Annotated in this window: 14 protein-coding genes, 1 pseudogene and 1 riboswitch; of the genes and pseudogenes, 5 read left to right on the plus strand and 10 right to left on the minus strand. The window is 72.1% G+C overall.

Translation table 11 applies throughout. The features are described from left to right. Window positions 1-95: 95 nt before the first annotated feature. Entirely contained in the window at window positions 96-830 is a 735-nt protein-coding gene (locus AC1Q7O_RS04445; protein ID WP_492658385.1) for a sulfite exporter TauE/SafE family protein, read from the minus strand. A gap of 82 nt (window positions 831-912) precedes the next feature. Here AC1Q7O_RS04445 and AC1Q7O_RS04450 point away from each other — a divergent pair, with 82 nt between their 5' ends. Continuing rightward, window positions 913-1836: a LysR family transcriptional regulator gene (locus AC1Q7O_RS04450; protein ID WP_492658384.1), complete on the plus strand. Its 924-nt coding sequence runs from the start codon at window positions 913-915 to the stop codon at window positions 1834-1836. Window positions 1837-1928: 92 nt separating this feature from the next. Continuing rightward, window positions 1929-2531 carry a 3'-5' exonuclease gene (locus AC1Q7O_RS04455; protein WP_492658383.1) on the plus strand — a complete coding sequence of 201 codons (603 nt, stop codon included), beginning with the start codon at window positions 1929-1931 and terminating at the stop codon, window positions 2529-2531. Here the strand turns inward: AC1Q7O_RS04455 and AC1Q7O_RS04460 are convergent. The 7 genes and pseudogenes from AC1Q7O_RS04460 to AC1Q7O_RS04490 all read right to left on the minus strand — a co-directional run. After that, window positions 2517-4046 carry a bifunctional hydroxymethylpyrimidine kinase/phosphomethylpyrimidine kinase gene (locus AC1Q7O_RS04460; RefSeq protein WP_492658382.1) on the minus strand — a complete coding sequence of 510 codons (1530 nt, stop codon included), beginning with the start codon at window positions 4044-4046 and terminating at the stop codon, window positions 2517-2519. The two genes, AC1Q7O_RS04455 and AC1Q7O_RS04460, sit on opposite strands and share 15 nt — an antisense overlap. Then, the gene (locus AC1Q7O_RS04465; protein WP_492658381.1) at window positions 4043-4831 is read right to left on the minus strand and encodes a thiazole synthase; all 789 of its coding nucleotides are present in this window, start codon (window positions 4829-4831) and stop codon (window positions 4043-4045) included. The genes AC1Q7O_RS04460 and AC1Q7O_RS04465 overlap by 4 nt, the downstream gene beginning before the upstream one ends. A gap of 4 nt (window positions 4832-4835) precedes the next feature. Then, entirely contained in the window at window positions 4836-5024 is a 189-nt protein-coding gene (gene thiS, locus AC1Q7O_RS04470) for a sulfur carrier protein ThiS (RefSeq protein ID WP_492658380.1), read from the minus strand. Between the two features lie 7 nt (window positions 5025-5031). After that, window positions 5032-6030 carry an FAD-dependent oxidoreductase gene (locus AC1Q7O_RS04475; protein WP_492658379.1) on the minus strand — a complete coding sequence of 333 codons (999 nt, stop codon included), beginning with the start codon at window positions 6028-6030 and terminating at the stop codon, window positions 5032-5034. Continuing rightward, on the minus strand, window positions 6030-7916 hold the full coding sequence (gene thiC, locus AC1Q7O_RS04480; RefSeq protein ID WP_492658378.1) for a phosphomethylpyrimidine synthase ThiC: 1887 nt from the start codon (window positions 7914-7916) through the stop codon (window positions 6030-6032). The genes AC1Q7O_RS04475 and thiC overlap by 1 nt, the downstream gene beginning before the upstream one ends. Before the next feature lie 87 nt (window positions 7917-8003). Next, a riboswitch (TPP riboswitch) is annotated at window positions 8004-8127 on the minus strand. A gap of 11 nt (window positions 8128-8138) precedes the next feature. Next, entirely contained in the window at window positions 8139-8477 is a 339-nt protein-coding gene (locus AC1Q7O_RS04485) for a hypothetical protein (RefSeq protein ID WP_492658377.1), read from the minus strand. A gap of 79 nt (window positions 8478-8556) precedes the next feature. Beyond that, window positions 8557-9375 (minus strand): annotated as a pseudogene (locus tag AC1Q7O_RS04490) (MFS transporter); the annotation flags it as partial. On the opposite strand from AC1Q7O_RS04490, the gene AC1Q7O_RS04495 reads away from it, so the two are divergent. Genes AC1Q7O_RS04495 through AC1Q7O_RS04505 form a run of 3 tightly spaced genes read left to right on the plus strand, consistent with a single transcriptional unit; the run spans window position 9305 to window position 11566 of the window. Beyond that, entirely contained in the window at window positions 9305-9460 is a 156-nt protein-coding gene (locus AC1Q7O_RS04495; RefSeq protein ID WP_492658376.1) for a hypothetical protein, read from the plus strand. The pseudogene AC1Q7O_RS04490 and the gene AC1Q7O_RS04495 sit on opposite strands and share 71 nt — an antisense overlap. A 59-nt stretch (window positions 9461-9519) precedes the next feature. Next, window positions 9520-10407: a LysR family transcriptional regulator gene (locus tag AC1Q7O_RS04500; RefSeq protein WP_492658375.1), complete on the plus strand. Its 888-nt coding sequence runs from the start codon at window positions 9520-9522 to the stop codon at window positions 10405-10407. 19 nt (window positions 10408-10426) lie between these two features. Further along, a complete protein-coding gene (locus AC1Q7O_RS04505) occupies window positions 10427-11566 on the plus strand; it encodes a hypothetical protein (RefSeq protein WP_492658374.1) in 1140 nt (379 codons plus the stop codon). 77 nt (window positions 11567-11643) lie between these two features. On the opposite strand, the gene AC1Q7O_RS04510 is transcribed toward AC1Q7O_RS04505, so the two are convergent. Together AC1Q7O_RS04510 and AC1Q7O_RS04515 are read right to left on the minus strand one after the other, a co-directional pair. After that, window positions 11644-14889, minus strand: a complete 3246-nt coding sequence (locus AC1Q7O_RS04510; RefSeq protein WP_492658373.1) for an efflux RND transporter permease subunit — start codon at window positions 14887-14889, stop codon at window positions 11644-11646. Window positions 14890-14899: 10 nt separating this feature from the next. Beyond that, complete coding sequence (locus AC1Q7O_RS04515) at window positions 14900-16066, minus strand: efflux RND transporter periplasmic adaptor subunit (RefSeq protein WP_492658372.1); 1167 nt, start codon at window positions 16064-16066, stop codon at window positions 14900-14902. Window positions 16067-16241: the final 175 nt, after the last annotated feature.

Below are 16241 nucleotides of genomic sequence, written 5' to 3' on the forward strand. Positions count from 1 at the left end.
AATCAAACCATCGTAATGACGCGGGGGCGCTGCCACGGCTGTCGGTCGCGCGGCAAGGCACAACGATCAACGAGTTGATTCGGCCGCCATCCACCTCAGCCCGGCCGGGCCAGATTCGCCACGCCGAGCGCAATGAAGACGACGAACAACGCCCGCTGGAACGCGGCACCCGCGAGGCGGCCCCGCAGCACCTCGCCGGCGGCCAGCCCGGCAAAGGCGCCCGCCAGCGCCACGCCCACGGCAAGAGGCGACCACACCGCCTGCGGCGCCACGGCCTGCACACGCACGGCCAGCGCGAGCGTCGCAACCGTGAACGACAGACCCAGCGCCTGCACCATCTCGTCCTTGCCCAGCCGCAGGGCCTGCAGGTACGGCACCCACGGGATGACGAACACCGCCGTCATCGCCGTGACCGCGCCCGTGGCCGCGCCCGCGGCGGCACTCCACCAGCGCGGCCGCGTCGACAGGTCGGGCAAGGCGGGGCGCCACAGGCCCCACACCCCGTAGGCCACCAGCACCGCCCCCAGCCCGGCTTTCGCCGAGGCGTCGGGCGCCGCGCCCCCCAGGCCCGGCGCGGCGAGGGTGACGAGGGCGATGGCCACCCACCCCGGCCACAGCCGCGCGGCCAGCGCGCGCAGGTGCGGCCCACGGCACTGCGCCACGTTGGTGGCGAGCGCCGGCACGACCAGCAGCGCCGCGGCCTGCACCGGCGGCATCCACAGCCCCAGCAGGCTCACCGCGACCGTGGGCAGCCCCATGCCGGTGACGCCCTTGACGCCACCCGCCAGCAGGAACACCACGGCCACCGACACGAGATGAAATCCGTCCATGGCCGCATCGTGCGAGCCCACCCGCCGCGCGTCCATCACAAGGCGCCGCACGCATCCTTCGGCACTTCCGTAGGATGGCCGGATGCCCTCCCCATCCCGCCGCACCGTCGACTACCGCATCGATCCGTTCGACCTGCATCTGTTCGCCGCGGTCGTCGCGCACGGCACCATCACGGCCGCCGCGGCCGCGGTGAACCTGTCCCTCGCCGCCGCCAGTGCGCGTCTCAAGACGCTGGAGGTCGCCGCCGGCACGCGCCTGCTGGACCGCTCCAAGGCCGGCGCCACGCCCACCGCTGCGGGCCGCGCGCTGGCCCGTCACGCGCACCGCGTGCTCGCGGAACTGGAGTCGCTGCATGTCGAGATGGCGAGCTTCGGGCACGGCCTGCGCGGCACCGTGCGGCTGCTGTGCAACACGGCCGCGCTGACGGAGGCGCTGCCCCACGCCATCGGCCGCTTCCTGACGACCCATCCGGACATCGACGTCGATGTGCAGGAGCTTCCCAGCGACGCGGTCGTCGAGGCGCTGCGCCGCGGCAGTGCCGACTTCGGCATCGTGGCGGACCATGTCGACACGTCCGGCCTCGTGGTGCGGCCCTGGATCGACGACCGGCTCGTCGCGCTGCTGCCCCAACGCTGGCACGCCCGCCGCCGCAGCCTCGCGTTCAGCGAGTTGCTGGCGCATCCGATGGTCGGGCTGGCGCGGGACAGCGGCCTGAGCCGCTTCCTGGCTGCGCAGGCCAGCCGCTGCGGGCGCGTGCCCGGCCACCGCGTGCGCCTGGGCAGTTTCGACGCCATCGCGCAGCTCGTTGCCGCCGGCGTAGGCGCCGCCGTCATGCCCGAAGGCGCGGCGGCACGCGACCGCCAGGCGGGCGCACGCGTCGTGCCGTTGTCCGACGCATGGGCACGCCGCCGGCTGCTCATCTGCACGACGCCGCAGGGCGAGGAACTGCCAGCCGTGCAGGCCCTGGCCCAGTCGCTGCTGGCGCAAACGCCACGGCCCGAGTGAACCCGTCGTGACGGATTGCCGCCCCGCTGGCGCAGGGTTGCATCGCGCGGCCTGAACGACTGAGACGTCGGGCTGGCAGCCATACTGCCGCCATGCGCCCCCCGCCGCCCCGCCCACGCCCCACCCCCGAGCAGATCGCCGCCATGCCGCCCTACGTGGCGCTGCCGGCCAGCCGCATCCATGTGCTGAAGACGTCGGCGCAGTTCGAGTCCGCCGAGGCAGCGCTGCGCGCGGCCGGGCATGTGGGCTTCGACACCGAGAGCAAGCCCGTCTTCGTGGCCGGCCAGCCGCAGACGGGGCCCGAGGTCATCCAGTTCGCGACACTGACCGACGCCTACATCGTGCAGACGGCCACGGCTGGCGTCACGGGCTTTCTGCAGGCCATGATCGAGTCGGACGACATCGTCAAGGTGGGCTTCGGCCTCGCGTCTGACCGACCGCAGATCCACCGCAAGCTCGGCCTGACGCTCGGCAAGTCCATCGACGTGTCGCAGTTGGTGAAGCGGCTGGGCTTCAAGGACGCCGTCGGCCTGAAGGTCGCCGTGGCCGTCGTGCTGGGCCAGCGGTTCGCCAAATCCAAGAAGGCCACCACCTCCAACTGGGCCAACGCGACGCTGACGCCGCAGCAGCTGCAATACGCGGCCAACGACGCGCACGCGTCGCTGCTGGTCTACCAGGCCCTAAGCAACGCCTAGCGAGGGGTGCGGCCAGCCCGGATCGGGCGTCGCCGGCATGCCCGCCCCGCTGCGCCACGCGTCCAGCCAGTCCTGCACCGGCAGTTCCTTGAGCCCGCGCACGACACAACCGGCCGCAGCGCCCGCGGCGGCGATCTGGATCAGCTGTTCCGGCGTCAGCACACCACCAATGCCGACGACCGGCACCGGGGACATGGCCGCCCACCAGGCCAGGTTGTCCAGCCCCTGCGGCCGCCACGGCATGGCCTTGGTGAGCGTGGGCCAGACGGGCCCGCAGGCGACGTAGTCCGGCGCCCAGGCGACCGCGCGGGCCAGCTCCCACAGGCTGTGCGAGCTGAGGCCCAGCCGCAGGCCGCGCGCGCGGGCCTGGGCCAGGTCGGCGCGGCCGGCGGCGTCCAGCGCCAGCAGGTCTTCCTGGCCCAGGTGCACGAAGTCCACGCCCAGCGCCAGCGCGGCGCGCCAGTGGTCGTTGACGATGAAGGTGGCGCCATGGCGCCGTGCGGCGTCGCGCGCCTGGGACACCTCGGCGTCCAGGCGGGTGTGCCAGGCGGCGCCGCTTTCACCGTCGGCGCGCTTCAGGCGCAGTTGCACCGTGCCAAGGCCGGCGGCGAACAGCTCGGCGGCCCGCGCGCCGCGGTCGGTGATGCCGTAGACGCCCTCGACCGCCGGCGGCCCCGCCGCGTGCGCCGGCCAGGCGGCGGGCGGGTTGTCGAACAGCGCCGGCAGCAGGCTGGCGTCGGTGATGAAGCCCGCCGCCGGCCGCACCGGGCCGGCGCCCGCGCCGGGTGGCGGGTCGGGCAGCAGGCCGGAGGTCGTCAGCATCTTGGCCAGCACCGCCGCGTCGGCCGGCACGAAGCCGCGGGCCAGCGCGGCCGCCAGCGCCGTCGCGAAGCAGCAGCCGGTGCCGTGGTTGTTGCCCGCGGCCCGCCACGGCAGCGCCAGCCAGCCGCTGGCCTGCGGGCTGTGCAGCCAGTCCACCGCCAGCGGGCCGGCCTCGTCGCCGCCGGTGATGCAGACGGTCGCCACACCCAGCTGCGGCGCCTGCTGCTGTGGGCAGCCAGCGCCCACCAGCCGGTCGGCCTCGCGGCGGTTGGGCGTGACGGCGGTGGCGCGCGGCAGCAGCTCGTGGCGGTAGGCCTGCAGCAGCTCGTCGCTCGCCAGGCTGGCGCCGGTGGACGCGCGCAGCACCGGGTCCACCACCAGCGCCACCGGGCCGCGCTCGCGCAGCCGGTCCACCCAGCGGGTGACGACACGCAGCTGCGCCACGCCGCCCAGCAGGCCGGTCTTGATGGCGGCCGGTGGCAGGTCTTGCGCCAGCGCGGCGAGCTGGGCGTCCAGCTGCTCCGGCGGCACGGGGAAGACGGCCTCCACGGCCACGCTGTTCTGCGCCGTCAGCGCCGCGGCCACGGGGCACAGGTGAACGGCCATCGCGTCCGCCGCGCGCTGGTCGGCCGACAGGCCCGCGCCGCCACCGCTGTCCAGCCCGGCAATGCTCCAGACGATCGGTGTCGTCATGGGATCAGGAAAGGCCTGCCGCCCACCGGCGTGCTGGCCACCGCCATGTCCTGCTTGGCCATCACGCCGGCCTCGTAGCCCAGCCGGCCGGCCGCGATGGCCTGGCCGAAGGCGGCCGCCATGCCGACGGGGTCGCCCGCCTGTGCCACCGCCGAATTCAGCAGCACGCCGTCCAAGCCCAGCTCCATCGCCTGCGCCGCATGCGACGGCGCGCCGATGCCGGCATCCACGATCAGCGGCACGCCCGGTAGGCGCTCGCGCAGCGTGCGCAGCGCGAACGGGTTCAGCAGCCCCTGACCCGAGCCGATGGGCGCACCCCAGGGCATCAGCACCTCGCAGCCCACGTCCAGCAGGCGACGGCAGGTGACGAGGTCGTCGGTGCAGTACGGGAACACCTGGAAGCCGTCCTTCACCAGCTGCTCGGCCGCGGCCACCAGCTCCCACGGGTCGGGCTGCAGCGTGTGCTCGTCGCCGACGACCTCCAGCTTGATCCACGGCGTGTCGTACAGCTCGCGGGCCATCTGCGCCAGGATGATGGCCTCGGTCGCCGTGCGGCAGCCGGCGGTGTTGGGCAGCAGGTGGCCGCCGCGCGCCTTCAGCGTGTCGCGGATGGCGGCAACGAAGCCGTTGTCGCCCGCCGCGGCCAGCGTGCGCTTGAGGCCCACGGTCAGCACCTGCGCGCCGCTGGCCTGCACGGCCTGGCGCAGCACCTCGGGCGACGGATAGCCGGCGGTGCCGAGCAGGAAACGGCTCGCCAGCGTGCGGCCGTACAGCGTGAAGCTCATGAGGTCAGCCTCCGGTGATGGGTTGGATCAGGGTCAGCTCGTCGCCGGGCTGGATCAGCGTGGCGTCGCGGCGGCCGCGCGGCACGAAGGCGCCGTTCAGCGCCGTGGCGACGGCATCGGCCGCCCGGCCCTGCTCGGCCAGCAGCGCGGCCACGCTCAGGCCTTCGCGCCAGCGGTGGGATTGGTGGTTCACGGTGAATTCAGACATGGGCCAGGGCTTTCTCGGCGAGCGCGGGTGCCAGCAGCCAGCCATGGCGGAACAGGCCGTTGATGCGCAGCAGGCCGGGTTCGTGGTGCAGGTGCGGCCGGTGGTCCGGCAGCGCGGGCCGCAGCTGGGTTTCCAGGCGGGCGATGCGCGCCTCCGCCAGGCCCGGCAGCACGCTGTGCGCGGCGGCCATCAGCTCGACGGCGCTGCGCAGGCTGACCGGCGAGCGGTCCTCGCTCTCCACCTCCGACGCGCCGACGACGATGACGTCGCCCGGCCGCGGCACGAGGTAGACGCGGTGGCGCGGGTGCATCAGCCGCACGGGCCGCTGCAGCACCACGCCGGGCGCGTGCAGCCAGATGATCTCGCCGCGCACGCCGCGCAGGCCCGGCAGGTCGTGCCGGGCGCCGAGGCCGCGCGTGTCGATGACGAGATCGGCCACGAGCCGGCGGCCGTCGTCCAGCCGCAGCTCGTGCGGCTGCACCGCCGTGGCGAGGCGCCCCCACTGCCAGTCGATGCCGCCGGCCGGCCGGCCCAGCGCGGCCATCAGCTCGCGCGGCAGCAGCTGGCCTTCGCCGGGCAGCAGCCAGGCCTTGAGGTCGGGCGCGAGGTGCGGCTCCAGCGCGTGCAGCGCGGCCCGGTCCAGCGGCTGCGGGCCCTCGGGCATGCGGGCCAGCACGCGCTGCGCGGCGCCCAGGTCGCTGCCATGGGCCAGCAGCAGGCTGCCGTGCGTGCGCACGAGGCCCGGCTGGCCCAGCGCCTCGGCGATGCCCGGCCACAGCGCCAGCGAGCGCCATCCCAGCTCGGCGACTTCGGCATCGGCATGCTCGCGCTCGGCCAGCGGGCTCAGCATGCCGGCGGCCGTGAAGCCGGCCGCGCCGGGCTGCTCCGGCGCCGTGGCCGGGTCCACCACGCGCACGCGGTGCCCGGCCCGCGCGAGCTGCCAGGCCAGCAGCCGGCCCATGACGCCGGCGCCTGCAATGGCGATGTTCATCAGGCTTGCGGCTGGATGGGGATGTAGAGCTCGCCGCCGGCCGCCTTGAACTCGGCCGACTTGCGCGCCATGCCGACGGCGACGACCTCGGCCGCCTCCAGGCCGTTGCGGCTGGCGTACTCACGCACGTCCTGCGTGATCTTCATCGAACAGAACTTCGGCCCGCACATGGAGCAGAAGTGCGCTTCCTTGGACGAGTCCTTGGGCAGCGTCTCGTCGTGATAGTCGCGTGCGGTGTCGGGGTCCAGGCCGAGGGCGAACTGATCCATCCAGCGGAACTCGAAGCGGGCCTTGCTCATCGCGTCGTCGCGCGCACGAGCGCCGGGGTGGCCCTTGGCGATGTCCGCCGCGTGGGCGGCGATCTTGTAGGCGATGAGGCCCTGCTTCACGTCGTCGCGGTCGGGCAGGCCCAGGTGCTCCTTGGGCGTCACGTAGCAGAGCATGGCCGTGCCCATCCAGCCGATCATGGCCGCGCCGATGGCCGAGGCGATGTGGTCGTAGCCCGGCGCGATGTCGATGGTCAACGGGCCCAGCGTGTAGAACGGCGCCTCGTGGCAGTGCTTGATCTGCTCGTCCATGTTGGCCTGGATGAGGTGCATGGGCACATGGCCGGGGCCTTCGATCATGGTCTGCACGTCGTGCTTCCACGCGACCTGCGTCAGCTCGCCCAGCGTGCGCAGCTCGGCGAACTGCGCCTCGTCGTTGGCGTCGGCGCCGCTGCCGGGGCGCAGGCCGTCGCCCAGCGAGAAGGTGACGTCGTAGGCCTTCATGATTTCGCAGATCTCTTCGAAGTGCGTGTACAGGAAGTTCTCGCGGTGATGCGTGATGCACCACTTCGCGAGGATGGAGCCGCCGCGCGACACGATGCCGGTGCGGCGCTTCGTGGTGAGGTGGATGAACGGCAGCCGCAGGCCGGCGTGGATGGTGAAGTAGTCGACGCCCTGCTCCGCCTGCTCGATCAGCGTGTCGCGGAAGATGGCCCAGGTCAGGTCCTCGGCGACGCCGCCCACTTTCTCGAGTGCCTGGTAGATCGGCACGGTGCCGATGGGCACGGGCGAGTTGCGAGCTATCCAGTCGCGCGTCGTGTGGATGTTGCGGCCGGTGGAGAGGTCCATCACCGTGTCGGCGCCCCAGCGGATGCTCCACACCAGCTTCTCGACCTCTTCCTCGATGCTGGACGTGACGGCCGAGTTGCCGATGTTGGCGTTGACCTTGACAAGGAAGTTGCGGCCGATGATGGTCGGCTCCAGCTCCGTGTGGTTGATGTTGGCCGGGATGACGGCGCGGCCGCGGGCCACCTCGTCGCGCACGAACTCGGGCGTGATGATGTCGGGGATGCGCGCGCCCATCGCATTGCCACGCAGGCGCTGCTCGCGCTCGGCGTCACCCAGGTAGTCGCGCATCCATTCGCGCTTGCCGTTCTCGCGCAGCGCCACGAACTCCATCTCCGGCGTGACGATGCCGCGGCGCGCGTAGTGCATCTGCGAGACATTGGCGCCGGCCTGGGCGCGGCGCGGCGGGCGCTGCAGCGCGGCGGCATCGGCACGCAGCGCGGCGATGCGCTCGTTGTCCTCGTGCTTGCCGCCATCGTCCAGCGCGACGCGGGTGCGGCCCGCGTAGGCCTCGGTGTCCGCCCGGTCGGCGATCCAGCTCGAACGGATGGGCGGCAGCCCGCGGCGCACATCGATGGCCGCCTGGGGGTCGGTGTAGGGGCCCGAGGTGTCGTGCACGACGACGCGCTCGCCGTTGGTCAGCGCGATCTCGCGCATGGGCACGGCCACGTCGGGCCGGCCGCCGGTCACGTAGACCTTGCTCGACGCCGGAAAGGGCTCGCGCGTCAGCGACAGGCGTTCATCGAACGAGAGGTTCTTATCGGGGGCGTTCACGGCGGTCTCCTGAAGCAATGGGTTAGCTGCTCCAAGGCCGCCTGCAAATGCGCCGGACGGTTCACCGCAGAGGTGGCCGTCGGCACGCCGCGAGGCGCGCGCTCTCCTTACGCCGGTATTAGCCGGTTCAAGTTCACGGGTTCGGTCGTCGTCGACCGTCTCAGCGTCTGGGCTCGGCTTTCGCCAGGCCCGGGCACCCCGGAGCGGGCGCGATTGTGCTTGTCATTTCGCGCGTCTGGCAAGTCCGAATGCGAAAACAACCAGGCCTGTCGCGATGACGAAGCTCACCCGCAGGCCGCCGGCCACGAACACGGCCGCCATGGCCGAGGCGCCGGTGATGAGGCCCAGGTTGCGCGACAGCGTCAGCAGCCCGCTGACGACGCCGCGCTGCGTTGCCGCCACGTCGGCCATGACCGCCGTGTTGTTGGCCGCCTGGAACAGCGCGTAGCCCGGCGTGACGATGAGCAGCGGCCCCACGTAGGCCACGGCGCCCAGCGACGCTGGCAGCGCCGCGATGAGCCCGCAGCCCAGCGCCATCGCCGCCAGGCCCAGCTGCGCCATGCGCCGCGCGCCCAGGCGGTCGCCCGGCCGGCACGCCGCTGAACGCCGAGGCCACGGGGCCGACCGACATCAACGCCCCCACCGCCGCCGCGCCCAGCCCGAGGGCACCGCTGAGGTGGAAGGGCCCCACGACGAGCGTGGCCATCATGACGGCGGACACCAGCGCGTTCATCGCCAGGCCGGCGGCAAGCGCCGGGTCGCGCAGGCGCTGCAGCGGCACCAGCGGCGAGGCGGCGCGGGCCTCCGTGCGCAGAAAGCCGCACAGCCCGATGGCCGCCACGGCCAGCAGGCCGAGGTGGCGCGTCATCGCCAGCGCGTAGGCGGCCAGCGTCAGCGCCAGCCACAGCGTGCCGGCCACGTCGAAGCCCTTCGCTCCACCCGCGCCGGCGTCGGCGGGCAGCCAGCGCCATGCCATGGCCAGCGCCAGCAGGCCCAGCGGCAGGTTGACGGCGAAGATCGCCGGCCAGCCCGGGCCGGCGATGAGCACGCCGCCCAGCGACGGCCCCAGCGCCGTGCCCACGGCCGACATCGTGCCCAGCAGCCCCATCGCGCGCCCCGTCTGCGCCTTGGGCAGCGCGGCGCCCACCATCGCCATCGTCAACGCCATCATGGCCGCTGCGCCCACGCCCTGCAGCGCCCGCGCGGCGATCAGCAGCGGCAGCGACGGTGTGACGGCGCACAGCGCCGACGCGGCTGTGAACAGCGCGATGCCCGCCATCAGCACGCGCCGCCGGCCGATCTGGTCACCCAGCCGGCCAGCGCCGACGATCAGCGTCGTCGTCGCCAGCAGATAGGCCAGCACCACCCACTGCACACGGGCCGGGCCGGTGTCGAAGGCAGCGGCCAGCGTGGGCAGCGCGATGTTGGCGCTGCTGATGGCCAGCGCGGGCAGCAGCATGCACAAGGCCAGGCTGGCCAGCACGCCGTGGGCCGGCGCAGCGCGGGAGGGGGTGAGGCTTGTCGTCGTCATGCAGCAACCTTAGGTCTTGGTGAGACATGGCGGAAGACGCATCATCTGCACTTCATTGCTGCACGAGACGCCATGCCAGACCCCGACCTGAACCTGCTGCTGACGCTGGACGCGCTGCTCGCCGAGGGCAGCGTGGCCGGTGCCGCACGGCGGCTGCGGCTGAGCCCGTCGGCCATGAGCCGGTCGCTGGCCCGGCTGCGCGAGGCCACCGGCGACCCGCTGCTGGTGCGCGCCGGCCGCGGCCTGGTGGCGTCGCCGCGGGCGCTGGAACTGCGCGAACGCATCGGCCCGCTGGTGCAGGAGGCGCAGGCGGCGCTGCGGCCGGCGGCGGCGCTGGACCTGGGCCGGCTGGCGCGCGAGTTCACGCTGCGCACGCGCGAAGGTTTCGTCGAGAACTTCGGCGCGGCGCTGCTGGCCCGCGTGGCCGGCGAGGCGCCCGGCGTGCGGCTGCGCTTCGTGCCCAAGCCCGACCGCGACAGCACGCCGCTGCGCGACGGCAGCGTGGACCTGGAGACCGGCGTGGTCGGCGCCAGCACCGGGCCGGAGCTGCGCGCGCAGGCGCTGTTCCGCGACCGCTTCGTGGCCGTCGTGCGGGAAGGCCATGCCCTGTCGAGCGGCGCGCTGACGACCGGGCGCTACGCGGCCTGCCGGCATGTCGCCGTCTCGCGGCGCGGCACGGTGGCCGGGCCGGTCGACGCGGCGCTGTCGGCCCAGGGCCTCGGCCGCGACATCACCGTCACGGTGGCGGGCTTCGCCGAGGCGCTGGCACTGGCGCGCGGCACGGACCTGGTGGCCACCGTGCCCGAGCGTCACACGGCCCATCTGCGCCACGGGCTGCACACGCTGGACCTGCCGCTGCCGCTGGCGCCGTTCGCGGTGTCGCTGCTATGGCATCCGCGCATGGATGGCGACGCTGCGCACCGCTGGCTGCGCGGCTGCGTGCGGGAGAGCTGCGCCTGAGCGTGTCAGGATGCGCGCCATGGACGCTCCGGAGATGACTCAGATCACGCCGCCGCCGGCAGGCGCAGCCGCCTGCGCACGTGAACGCCTGCGGTTGCGGGTGGGCGCCGTGCTCGCCTTCAGCCTGGCGCTGCTGGCCCTCGCAGCGCTGCCGGTGCTGTGGGCCATCGCGCCGTGGCTGCCGCCGGCACTGCTCGCCGCAGCAGCCGTGCTGGCGCTGCCCGCTGCCTGGTGGGCGCGCCGCCGCACGCGTGCGCCCTTCTGGCCGTGGGCCAAGGCCGCGCTCACGCTGTACGGCCTGGCCGGCGTGCTGGTGGCGGCGCCCATCTATTACCTGGCGCTGGTCACATCGCTGAAGCCGCCGATCCAGCCGCAGGTGGTGCTGACCAACGGCAGTCGCACGCTGACCTTCCAGGGCATGATGCACGTGGGCACCGACGCTTTCTATCGCTCGGTCGTCTACGACGCGGGCAAGGCGTTGGTGGAAGGCGCCGTCATCTACTACGAGGGCGTGCTGCCCGACAGTCGCGCCGATGCCTGGCTGAACGAGTACCTCGGCACCGGCGCCGACCTGGCCCGCGCCTACGAGCAGCTGGCGTCGACCTGTGGCCTGGTGTTCCAGGCCAGCTACTTCGAGCCGCTGGAGATCGACAAGAAGCTGCACCCGGAGCGGCATGTGGCGGCGGACGTGTCGTCGCTGGCGCTGCGCCAGGAGTTCGATCGGCTGCTGGCCACCGACATGACGTTCCTGGAAGCGATGCAGGACCGCGAGGCCAGCCGCAGCGTGCCCGCCATCGGCAACCAGCAGCTGGCCGCCTTCGTGGCCTGGCAGCGGCGCGGCAACGAGCGCCAGCAGGCGATTGCCGGCACCGTCTGCCGCGGCATGCTGACGCTGCTGCTGCGCCCGCGCAGCGCCAAGGCCCGGCCGCGCGACCCCTTCGACGCGGTGACCATCGACTACCGCAATCGCCAGCTCGTGCAGCGGCTGCTGGCCGATCGGCACGACAGGATCTTCCTGACCTATGGCTCGGCCCACCTGCCCGGCATCTACGCGCTGCTGAAGCAGGATGACGCGCGCTGGCGGGTGGAGTCCGTCAAGTGGATGCGCAGCGTCGCGCCGCCCGAGCACCTGAACGGCAAGCTCGACCTCGAACCCTGAGCACGCGCCAGCAAAAAGGGCCGGCCACTTGCGCGGCCGGCCCGAAGCGCTGGAGCGCGCTCGAGGGAGATCGGTCTTCAGTCCTTGTCCGCCGGCATCGCGCCGGGCATGCCGTGCAGCGGCAGCGCGGTGCCACCGCCCTGCTCTGCCGCCGGCTTGGCGGCGGGCTTCTTGTCGCGCACGAGGTAGCTGTACAGCACCGGCACCACCACCAGCGTCAGCAGCGTCGACGTGATGACGCCGCCGATGATGGCGCGGCCCATGGGCGCCTGGATCTCGCCGCCGTCGTTCAGCGCGATGGCCATCGGCAGCATGCCGAACACCATCGCAGCCGTCGTCATGATGATGGGGCGCATGCGGATCAGGCCGGCCTCGCGCAGCGCCTCGGCCACCGTGGCGCCGGCCTTGCGGGCGTGGTTGGCGAAGTCCACCAGCAGGATGGCGTTCTTCGTGACGAGGCCCATCAGCATGACCAGGCCAATCATCGAGAACACGTTCAGCGTGGAGCGCCACAGCAGCAGCGCCAGCATCACGCCGATCAGCGCCAGCGGCAGGCTGGCCATGATGGCGATGGGCTGCAGGAAGCTGCCGAACTGGCTGGCCAGCACGATGTAGATGAAGATGCCGGCCAGCGCCATGGCCGCCAGCAGGCCGTTGAAGGCCTCGGCCTGCTGCTTGCCGGCGCCGTCCACCTTGAAGCTCACACCCGGGGGCAGCTGCGTGTTCTTGATGAGCTTCTGCACGTCGGCGTTGACGTCGCCGCCCGGGCGGCCCTGCACGCCGGCGAACACGGCCTCGCGGCGCTGCAGGTTCTCGCGGCGGATGACCTCGGGGTTGAACACGGGCTCGATGGTGGCCACCTGGTCCAGCGTGATCGGCGCGCCGCTGCTGGAGAACGCGACGGGCAGCTTGCTCATCTGCTCGATGCGCTCGCGCTGTTCGCGCGGCAGGCGCAGCAGCACCTCGACCTGGTTGCCGTCCGGCGTCGTCCAGTAGGTCGCGATCTCGCCGTTGACGTAGGCACGCAGGCTGGAGGCGATCTGCGGGGCCGTCAGGCCCAGCTCTCGGATGGCGGAGTCCTTCAGGCGCACGGCGAAGGCCGGCAGGCCGGGCTTGACGGTGGTGTCGACGTCGACGGCGCCGGGGATCTTCTTGATCTTCTCGACCAGGTCGGTGGCGGACTGCGTCAGCACCTCGGGGTCGCTGCCCAGCAGCGTGATCCAGATCGGCCGGTTGAAGCCGACGCTGACCTCGATGCCGGGAATCTTGGCGATGTCGCCACGGATGGCGTCCTCAACCTCCTTCTGCGTGCGCTTGCGCTCGCTGCGGTCGGTCAGCGTGATGTTCAGCGCCGCCTGGTTGCGGCCAGTGGCCAGGCCTTCGCCAGTGCTGCCGACGACGGTGGAGACGGTCTTGATCTCGGGATAGTTCTTAAGGATCTCCTCGATCTGGGCGACCTTGGCACTGCCGCGCTCGATGCTGCTGGCCACCGGCATGCGCAGGTTGATCTGCGTGAAGCCGTTGTCCGTCTCGGGCACGAACTCGCTGCCAACCAGCGGTGCCAGGGCCAGCGCCGCGACGAAGCTGGCGACGGCGCCCCACATGACGAGGCCACGCGGCGTCAGCGTCGCGAAGCGCAGCACGCGCCTGGCGGACTTGTCGCGCTGGCCGTCCGCACCGAACGGGTGGCCGTAGGCGGGGATGGGCGGCACGAAGACGCGGTAGCGGCGGCCGGAGAAGGCCCAGTCGATCAGGCGCGCGTAGAGGTCGTGCAGCCGGTCCATGCCCCAGTCGGTCGCGCGGATGGCGTGGCCGATGACGGGCCAGTGCTTGATGCGCGCATTCGGCGGGTCGTGCCAGACGGAGGACAGCATCGGGTCCAGCGTGAAGCTGACGAACAGGCTGACGAGCACGGCCACCGCGACGGTGATGCCGAAGGGGTAGAAGAACTTGCCGATGATGCCGCCCATGAAGGCGACCGGCACGAACACGGCGCAGATGGCGAAGGTGGTCGCCATGACGGCCAGGCCGATCTCGTTGGTGCCGTCGAACGACGCGGTGCGGTGGTCCTTGCCCATGCCGACGTGGCGCACGATGTTCTCGCGCACGACGATGGCGTCGTCGATGAGCAGGCCGATGCACAGCGACAGCGCCATCATCGTCATGAAGTTCAGCGTGAAGCCGAACGCATGCACGGCAATGAAGCTGGAGATGACGGCGATGGGCAGCGTCAGGCCCGTGATGATGGTGGAACGCCAGCTGTGCAGGAACAGGAACACGATGGCCACGGTCAGCAGCGCGCCTTCGATCAGCGTGTGGCGCAGGCCGGTCAGCGAGCCCTTCACGAAGTCGCTGGCGGCATAGATCATGCGCAGCTCCACATCCTTGGGCAGCGTGCGGCGCAGCTCTTCCATCGCCTCCTTCACGGCATCGCCGGTGCGGACGATGTTGGCGTCCTGCTGCTTGAAGATGTTGAAGCTGACGGCCGGCTGGCCGTTGATGCGGGCGATGCTGTCCTGCTCGCGTTCGCGCTCGACCAGCGTGCCGAGGTCGTTCAGCGTCAGCGCCAGGCTGCCACGGCGGGCCACCACCATGTTGCCGAAGGCCTTGGGGTCCTTCACACGGCCTTCCACGCGCAGGATGGCGTCGGAGGTCTGGTCGGACAGCAGGCCCACCGGCTGGTCGGCGTTGGCATCGGCCAGCGCCTTGGCGATCTCGGCCGGCGTCACGCCGTAGGCACGCAGCCGCATGGGGTCCAGGTCGATGCGCACTTCGCGCGTCGTCATGCCGCCCACGTCCACCTTGGCCACGCCTTCCACGCGGCCCAACCGCTTGGAGACGATGAGGTCGGCCATCATCGACAGCTCACGCGAGCCGCGCGTCGGGCTCAGCAGCGCCATGACGACGACGGGCTGCGAGTTGTCGTTCTCGAAGCGCTGCACCGTGGGCGGCTTGGCATCCCGCGGGAAGCGGGCCTGCGCGGCGGCCACGCGGTCGCGCAGGTCCTGCATCGCGCGGCCCATGTCGGCGTTCAGCGAGAACTCGACGCTGGCCTGCACGCGGCCCTCGAAGCTGCGCGACTGGATGCGCTCCACGCCGGCAATCGTGTTCAGCGCTTCTTCCAGGGGCTTGGCGAGCTCACGCTCGACCGCCTCGGGCGAGGCGCCGGGGTAGCGCACGTCCACCGACGCGCCGGGGAAGGAGATGTCGGGCATCTGCTCGACGCCCAGGCGGGCATAGGCGAACAGGCCCAGCACGCACAAGGCCACCATCACCATGGTCGCGAAGACCGGGTTCTGGATGGAAACGCGGGTCATCCACATGGCGCGGCCCTCACTGTTGAGCCGGCGCCGACGCGCTGGCACTGGCAACCTTGGCGGACTTGGCCGCCACGATCAGCGCCGGGTCGCCCTCGCGCAGGTTGTCGAAGCGCGCGGCCAGCACCTGCGCCTCGGGCTTGAGGCCGTTGAGGATCTCGACGCGGCCTTCGCGGGCATCGCTGCGGCCGGTCGTCACGACGCGGCGCACCAGCGCGCCGTTCTCGATCATCCAGACCTGCTCCTGGCCGGAGTTGCGGCTGATGGCGGCGATGGGCACCGTCAGGCGCTGCGTGTCATCGGCCAGCACCACCTTGGCGGCGGCGTACTGGCCGGCGCGGTAGAGCTCCTTGGGGTTGTCCAGCACCAGCGTCACGCCGATGGAGCGCGTGCCCGGCTCGGCGGCAGGCGCGATGCGGGCGATCCTGGCTTCCACCGGCTGCTCCACGCCCTCCACCTTCACCTGCACCGGCATGCCCGGCTGCAGGCGGCTGACCTCGTGCGTGCCCACCAGCCCCGCCAGCTCCAGCTTGGCCAGGTCGACGATGGTCAGGATCTGCTGCTCGGCCGCGAGCTTCTCACCCGGCAGCGCATGGCGCTTGGCGACGACGCCGTTGATGGGCGACACCAGGCCGGCCTGGCGCATCGTCACCTGGCTGGTGTCCAGCTGGGCCTTGGCCGCGTGCCAGTTGGCGCGGGCGGATTCATAGGCGGCGCGCGAGTTGTCCAACGCCGTCTGCGCGATGAAGTTCTTGGCGGCGAGGCCCTCGTTGGCCTTGTAGCTGCGCTCGGCCTGGTCCATCTGGGCGCGCATCGCTTCCACGCTCGCGCCGCGCTCGGCAATGCGATAGCGCAACTCTTCGAGGTCCACCTGGCCCAGCGCCTGGCCGGCCTTCACGCGGCTGCCCTCGCCCACCGCCAGGTTCAGCAGCGTGCCGTTGGACTTGGCGCGCACGACGACCGTGCCCGGCGCCACCAGCGGGCCACTGAACTCGATCTGGGCCGGCATCGCCGTGACGACCGGCTTGACGACCTCGCTGGCGACGAACTCCAGCGCCGGCTTGGCCTTCTCTTCACCCGGCTTCTTCGGGCCCTCGCCCTTGCTCGCCATGACCGCCACGCCGGCGCCACCCACCAGCAGCACGACCGCCGCGAGGCCACCCAACTTGAACGACTTGCGCATGACTCCCCCGATAGCTCTCTGAAACAGACCTTTGCAGTCTAGAAACGGAGCCTCGGGGGCGCATCGTCAGAGTGACGAAACGCGGATTGCGGGGGCTGAGCTGCACAAGGCCGAGCCTGGGACGACGCTCGCCCGGCGCGACCGTCACCGTGCCCCGTGACGAAGGGCACGGGGG

This window comes from Roseateles sp. GW823-FHT07B05 (genome assembly GCF_058794515.1).

Bases quoted from the DNA above. Each gene is read 5' to 3' on its own strand.
- AC1Q7O_RS04510 (WP_492658373.1), bottom strand. From the start codon at position 14,889: ATGTGGATGACCCGCGTTTCCATCCAGAACCCGGTCTTCGCGACCATG.
- AC1Q7O_RS04465 (WP_492658381.1), bottom strand. From the start codon at position 4,831: ATGAGCTTCACGCTGTACGGCCGCACGCTGGCGAGCCGTTTCCTGCTC.
- AC1Q7O_RS04515 (WP_492658372.1), bottom strand. From the start codon at position 16,066: ATGCGCAAGTCGTTCAAGTTGGGTGGCCTCGCGGCGGTCGTGCTGCTG.
- AC1Q7O_RS04460 (WP_492658382.1), bottom strand. From the start codon at position 4,046: ATGACGACACCGATCGTCTGGAGCATTGCCGGGCTGGACAGCGGTGGC.
- AC1Q7O_RS04500 (WP_492658375.1), top strand. From the start codon at position 9,520: ATGCCAGACCCCGACCTGAACCTGCTGCTGACGCTGGACGCGCTGCTC.
- AC1Q7O_RS04450 (WP_492658384.1), top strand. From the start codon at position 913: ATGCCCTCCCCATCCCGCCGCACCGTCGACTACCGCATCGATCCGTTC.
- AC1Q7O_RS04505 (WP_492658374.1), top strand. From the start codon at position 10,427: ATGGACGCTCCGGAGATGACTCAGATCACGCCGCCGCCGGCAGGCGCA.
- AC1Q7O_RS04455 (WP_492658383.1), top strand. From the start codon at position 1,929: ATGCGCCCCCCGCCGCCCCGCCCACGCCCCACCCCCGAGCAGATCGCC.
- AC1Q7O_RS04445 (WP_492658385.1), bottom strand. From the start codon at position 830: ATGGACGGATTTCATCTCGTGTCGGTGGCCGTGGTGTTCCTGCTGGCG.
- AC1Q7O_RS04485 (WP_492658377.1), bottom strand. From the start codon at position 8,477: ATGGCGCAGCTGGGCCTGGCGGCGATGGCGCTGGGCTGCGGGCTCATC.
- AC1Q7O_RS04475 (WP_492658379.1), bottom strand. From the start codon at position 6,030: ATGAACATCGCCATTGCAGGCGCCGGCGTCATGGGCCGGCTGCTGGCC.